Below are 6,125 nucleotides of genomic sequence, written 5' to 3' on the forward strand. Positions count from 1 at the left end.
ACCCCGCCCGGCCAAGCGCAGCTTTGCAGTCGAGCAAGCTCGACTCTACCGACGCTACGGCCACCCACGAGGGGCTGCGCCGTTCGCCGGCAATTACGTTGAAGGCGTCGGCTTCTGCCGAAGCAGGCTGACCGCCAGCCCACCCACCACCAACACACCCAGCCCCAGCAACGCCCACAGCAACCACGACTTCCAATCGTGCTGCGGCTTCAGCGCCGCCTCGCCGGCCAGCGGCTCCGGGCTGCCCTCCAGCCGCGCCAGCGTCGGCTGCCATGACGGATCATTGCGCTGGCGCAGTTCCTCGATCAGCACACCGATCGGCGCCTCCATCCGGCGCGCGGTCGAACTGCCGACGGCCAGGGCATACGGCGCCGCGCCCTGGCTCAGGAACACCAGCACCTCCGGCTGGTAGCCCAGGCGCAGCGTAGGCGCGGTGGCCGTTTCGGCAGGATTCGCAACCAGCTTCCAGTAGCGGTCGCGATGCACGCCCCCCAGCGACTGGGCCGCCGACTGCTGGCGTTGGCCCTGCCCGCCCTGCTGCAGCTGGTAGGCGATCCACGGCGCACTGCGACGCTGCCACTCCGCGCTTTCATCATCGCGGCTGAACAACGTCCACTGCACCAGGCTGTTGTCGGGGCTGGCCACGTCCGCACGCGCGACCGGGAAGCGCCCATCCAGTTCGAAGGTGTACTCGCCCTTGCCCTTCGAAACCGGCTCCAGCGACAACCATTCCCACGGCAGGGTGGCCGGGGCAGGCGGCAGTTCGGCCAACACGCTGTGCAGGGTCGGCAGGCGTGCATCGCCCTGTGCGAGCACGCGCAGGTAGCGTGCCTCACCGTTCACCTGCAGGCGGCGCTGCAGCAGGCGCTTGCCGGCACGCTGCAGGTCCACCAGCGGAATGTCGCGCCCGACCGCACGCCAGTGCTGCAGATCATCGCTGGCATCCAGCTGCACCTGCGCCTGCAAGGGTTGGCCACTGTCGGCCCAGTCCAGTACCAGCGCCGCCACCGGCTGCTGCCCCAGCACGCTTGCGTCGATCAGCCAACCACCCTGCCCGTTCGCCACCGCACCGCCCCCCACGCGCGCCTCGACCCGGCGTACGCGGCCATCGGTATCGCGTTCGGTCAGCAGCTGCAGATCGTTGCGCTGTGCTTCGGCCAACGGCGGCAGTGCGAACCACGGCAGCTCCCGCTGCACCGGCGGCTGTGCCAGTGGCTGGTCCGGCGCCAGCAATGCCGAGGGCAAGGATTGCCCCGCCGCATTGAACACCTGCAGATCGCCCAGGTCGGCAGCGCCGGCCCGGCGATAGATCGCCGGTTCCAGAACCACCCTGTACGCACCGGACTGCGCACTGGACAGCGTCAGCGGCCACTGTTCTGCGTACTGGCTGCGGTAATCGGCAGCCTGCGCCACGACGGCGGCCAGCATGCCGAACATCACCGGCAGCAGCGCCCTGCTCCACTTCCTCATTGCTTTTCCTCCACGGGCGGCGCCGCGCTCGGCGGTGCCGGTGCCAGATAACCCACGACCGTGCACAGCAGGCCGTAGGCGATGAACGATGCGATGCCCAGCAGGTTGCCCAGGTGCTGGCGATCGACGATGACCAGCTTGGCCAGCACCACGCCCATCAGCACGGCGCCCACCATCCACAACACGCGCTGGCCGCGGCGCGAGCCCCAGACCCAGGCGATCACGCCGAGCACGCTCCACAGCACGGTCAGGCTGGTCTGGGCCAGGCTGAAACGCATCATCGATGCGTTCCACGCCAGGCCGCCCCACTGATGCACGCCATGCAGCACCACGCTGGTCAGCGCAACGAAGATGGCCAGTGACAGCAGCGGCATGCGGATGTTCAGCAGTGCCTGCGGCGCCTGATCGCTGTACAGCCAGCGCGCCAGCAGCAGCAGGCTCAGCCACTGCGCAAGCTCGGCCGGATTCAGCACCGGCAACCACAGCAGCGGGGCTGCGTCGCCCGGCAACAGCTGGCCCAGCAGCCAGCCGATCGAGAGCAGGCCGAACAGCACGCATTGCAGCGGCGTGCGTACGCGGTCGAACGCTTCGCCCAGCGGCCAGCGCAGCACATTCCAGCGCCACAGCGACAGCGCTGCCATCAGCAGCCACGGCAGCGTGACCAGCAGGGTCGTCCAGCCCTGTGTCAGCCCGGCTTGGCTACCGCCCCACAGGGCCAGCAGCGAGAGCAGCGACGGCCACAGCAGCCACCACAGGAACTGCGCGATGCGTGCCACGGTGTTGCCGCCCTGGCGCAGGCACAGCAACGTGCGCACGCCCAGCGCCGCGAACAGCGCCCAGGCCAGCGCGCCATAGCCGGCGAACGGCTGGTGGTGGGCATCGCTCTGCAACAGGGCCAGCGGGAAGCCCAGCGCCAGCATGGCCAGTGCGGTCACGCCCAGCGCACGGGCTGGCTGGCGGCGCTGTGCTTCGGCGGCCAGCCATGCCGTGACCGCCGCCAGCACCAGCAGCGCATCCACTTCGGTGCGGTACGGGAAGAAGCGGGTGATCTCATGCACCAGTCCACCCAGCCACCACAGCAGGCCCCACAGGTAGTAGACCAGCGCGATCTCGTGGCGCGACCGGCGCTGGTAACTCCAGGCCGACGCAAAGCCAGCCACGGCCAGCAGCAGCGCGCCGATGGCGGTGGGATTGATCAGGAAGCGCAGGTCCTCGTGCCAATGATCGCCGCCGGCCACGAAGGCGAATGCAGCGCCGATCTGCAACAGCGCACCGGACACCTGTGGCAACCATCGCTTCTGGCGCAGCCCCAGCCATGCCAGCCCCGCACCTTCCAGCGCGAACACCGCGCCGGTGGCGCGCGCCGACAGCGCCAGCGGCACCGCCAGCGTGGCAAAGCCCACTGCCAGCACTGCATGCGACTGCGCCAGCACGGTGTACGACGCCCGCCTGATCAGCGCCCACGCCAGCACCGCATAGATCGCGGCCAGGCCCAGCGCGCACAGCGCCAGCGTCATCGGCTGCTCGTGCAACATGCCCGCCTGCAGCGAGAATGCGACCAGCGGCGTGCCGAACACCAGGCTGCCATCGACCAGGTCACGCCGCCCGGCCGGCTGGCGACGCGCGTACAGCAGCGGGATCAGCAGGTAGAACGCGAAGAACAGCAGCAGGAACGGTTCGGTGCTGCTGAACTTGCCCGGCGCGTACTGCAGCACGCCCCAGAACGTACCGATGCCGAACGTGAAGGCGAAGCCCAGCAGGTTCAGCGCGCGCCACGGACGGAACCAGGCAATGGCGAAGATGCCCGCGTTGAGCACTGCGTAGTAGCTGAACAGGCCCACGTGGTTGCCACTGCCGGTGGACAGCCACAGCGGCGCCATGAAGCCGGCGAGGATGCCCAGCACCGCCAGCGTGCGCGAGTTCTGCACCACCGCCAGCACGCACAGCCCGGCCACCAGCGCGATCGAGCTGGCGAAGGCGAAGCCGGGCGGAATCAGCTCGAACCGCTTGAACGCCGCGAAGATGGTCAGCAGCAGCACGCCGACGGCGCCGCCCTGCAGGGCCAGCGCGAACATCCGCCGGCGTTCGCGCTGGTGCCAGCCGAACGTGAGCAGCCCCAACGCGCCCACGGTGACGCCGGCCAGGCGCAGCTCGATCGGCAACACCAGCCAACCCTGGTCGCTGACGTACTTCAGCAGTGCGGCGACACCGGCCAGCAGCACCAGCATGCCGATCTTGACCGGTACGTTGCCTTCGGTGAACCAGCGTTTGACCGCACCGATGCCGCGCTCGATGAAATTCGGCAGCGCCGGTTCTGGCGGCAACGGCGGCTGCACCGGCGCCGGCGGTACCGGCGGTGGTGCAGCAGGAGGGGGGACGGGCGCCTCGATGGGCGCTGCTTCGCGTACCGGTGGCTGCGGGGGAGGCGTAGCAGCGGCGGCGATCGGCCGCAGGAACGGTGGATCGGCACTGGCCGCGGGCGTGACCACCGGCCGTTCAGGCGCGGGCGTGGCGACGGCCGGCCTGGCAGCAGCAGGCGCGGCGGCCATCGCGCTTTCCAGCGCGGCGACACGACGGCGCAGGCCGGCAATCATCACCAGTGCCACCACCAGCAGCAGCGGGATGGCCAGCAGAACCAGTACGACCAGGGCTATCAGTGCTTCCATTGCCTGCTTCCATTGCGTTCCCGCGCCCCAGCGGCAGCGGTCGACCGCCCCATGCTACGACAGGGCTGGCCCCATAAACGACGAACCCCGGCCAGGCCGGGGTCCGTCTTTGATCTGCACCGGCCTTACTTGGCGGCGATGACCTTGGCCATTTCCAGGCACTTGTTCGAGTAGCCCCACTCGTTGTCGTACCAGGTCACCAGCTTGACGAAGGTGCCGTCCAGGGCGATGCCGGCATCGGCGTCGAACACCGAGGTGCAGGTTTCGCCGCGGAAATCGGTGGCCACCACCTTGTCTTCGGTGTAGCCCAGGATGCCCTTCAACGGGCCTTCGCTCTGTGCCTTCACTTCAGCGCAGATCTCGGCGTAGGTGGCTTCCTTTTCCAGCTCGACGGTCAGGTCGACCACCGACACGTCCGAGGTCGGCACGCGGAAGCTCATGCCGGTCAGCTTCTTGTTCAGTTCCGGAATGACCACGCCGACGGCCTTGGCCGCACCGGTGGACGACGGAATGATGTTTTCCAGGATGCCACGGCCGCCGCGCCAGTCCTTGTTGGACGGGCCATCGACGGTCTTCTGGGTGGCGGTGGCCGCATGCACGGTGGTCATCAGGCCGCGCTTGATGCCCCACTTGTCGTTGATGACCTTGGCCAGCGGGGCCAGGCAGTTGGTGGTGCACGAGGCGTTGGAGATGATCGCCTGGCCGGCGTAGGTCTTGTCGTTCACGCCGTACACGAACATCGGCGTGTCGTCCTTCGACGGGGCCGACATGATCACCTTCTTGGCGCCGGCATCGATGTGCTTCTGCGCGGTTTCCTTGGTCAGGAACAGGCCGGTGGCTTCCAGCACCACGTCGGCGCCGACTTCGTCCCACTTCAGGTTGGCCGGGTCGCGTTCCTGGGTCAGGCGGATCTTCTTGCCGTTGACCAGCAGGTCGTTGCCCTGCACCGACACCTCGGCCTTGAAGCGGCCGTGCACGGAGTCGTACTTGAGCATGTACGCCAGATAGTCCGGCTCCAGCAGATCGTTGATGGCCACGATTTCGATGTCGTCGCCGAAGTTCAGCACCGCCGAGCGCAGGACGTTGCGCCCGATGCGACCGAAACCGTTGATACCAACCTTGATTGCCATGTTCTCAAGCTCCTGCGGCCGCGACAGGTGCGGCGGGATGGATAGGGCCCACAAGTCTAGCAAACCGGGGCTGGCCACCGTGGGCCAGCGCCCCCGGCGGAGGGCCGGCGGACAGGATTTGATCCGGATCAAAGCGTTAGCGCGGCGTGAGGCCGACACTGGCCCCATCCACCCAGCAACGAGATCACCCCCATGCGCAAGACCTCCCCCCTGATCCTGGCCGGCCTGGCCGCCGCCCTGTCCCTCGCCGCCGCCCCGGCCATGGCCCAGTCCAAGGGCGACTGGACCGTTTCGGCCGGCGTGCACCAGGTGGCGCCGAAGTCGAACAACGGCTGGCTGGCCGGCGGCACGCTGAAGGTCGACGTCGACAACGACGTCAAGCCGACCATCACCGGTGAGTACTTCATCGCCGACAACCTGGGCATCGAAGTGCTGGCCGCGCTGCCGTTCAAGCACGACATCAACATCAACGGCCTCGGCCGCGTGGGCAGCACCAAGCAGCTGCCGCCGGTGGTGACCCTGCAGTACCACTTCAACAGCAAGGGCAAGGTGTCGCCGTTCATCGGTGCGGGCGTGAACTACACCACCTTCTTCAGCGAAGACACCACCGGCGCGCTGAAGGACAGCCGCCTGAAGCTGCAGGATTCGTGGGGCCTGGCCGCGCATGCGGGCGTGGACTTCGCGATCGGCGAGAAGGGCGCCCTGCGCGTGGACATGCGCTGGATCGACATCGACAGCAAGGTGAAGTTGAACGGCGAGAAGATCGGCACGGTCAACATCGACCCGCTGGTCTACGGCGCGTCCTACGTCTTCAAGTTCTAAGCGGTGTGTTGAGCGGGGGGGGGGGGGGGGGGGGGCG

At 68.1% G+C, this 6,125-nt stretch carries 4 protein-coding genes; 1 reads left to right on the forward strand and 3 read right to left on the reverse strand.

Annotation, left to right across the window (positions count from 1 at the left end; all coding sequences use genetic code 11):
• Positions 1–93: 93 nt before the first annotated feature.
• From O0J73_RS21155 to gap, 3 genes are all read right to left on the reverse strand, one after another.
• Positions 94–1,470, reverse strand: a complete 1,377-nt coding sequence (locus O0J73_RS21155) for a DUF3999 domain-containing protein (protein ID WP_308309577.1) — start codon at positions 1,468–1,470, stop codon at positions 94–96.
• A complete protein-coding gene (locus tag O0J73_RS21160; protein WP_308309578.1) occupies positions 1,467–4,136 on the reverse strand; it encodes a DUF2339 domain-containing protein in 2,670 nt (889 codons plus the stop codon). Before O0J73_RS21160 ends, O0J73_RS21155 begins: the two co-directional genes overlap by 4 nt.
• Before the next feature lie 125 nt (positions 4,137–4,261).
• Positions 4,262–5,266: a type I glyceraldehyde-3-phosphate dehydrogenase gene (gap, locus tag O0J73_RS21165; protein ID WP_006465708.1), complete on the reverse strand. Its 1,005-nt coding sequence runs from the start codon at positions 5,264–5,266 to the stop codon at positions 4,262–4,264.
• Positions 5,267–5,458: 192 nt separating this feature from the next.
• Here gap and O0J73_RS21170 point away from each other — a divergent pair, with 192 nt between their 5' ends.
• Positions 5,459–6,088: an OmpW family outer membrane protein gene (locus O0J73_RS21170; RefSeq protein ID WP_006465709.1), complete on the forward strand. Its 630-nt coding sequence runs from the start codon at positions 5,459–5,461 to the stop codon at positions 6,086–6,088.
• Positions 6,089–6,125: the final 37 nt, after the last annotated feature.

The sequence above is a fragment of the Stenotrophomonas sp. Sm6012 genome (assembly GCF_030985895.1).
In the GTDB taxonomy this organism is placed as follows: domain Bacteria; phylum Pseudomonadota; class Gammaproteobacteria; order Xanthomonadales; family Xanthomonadaceae; genus Stenotrophomonas; species Stenotrophomonas forensis.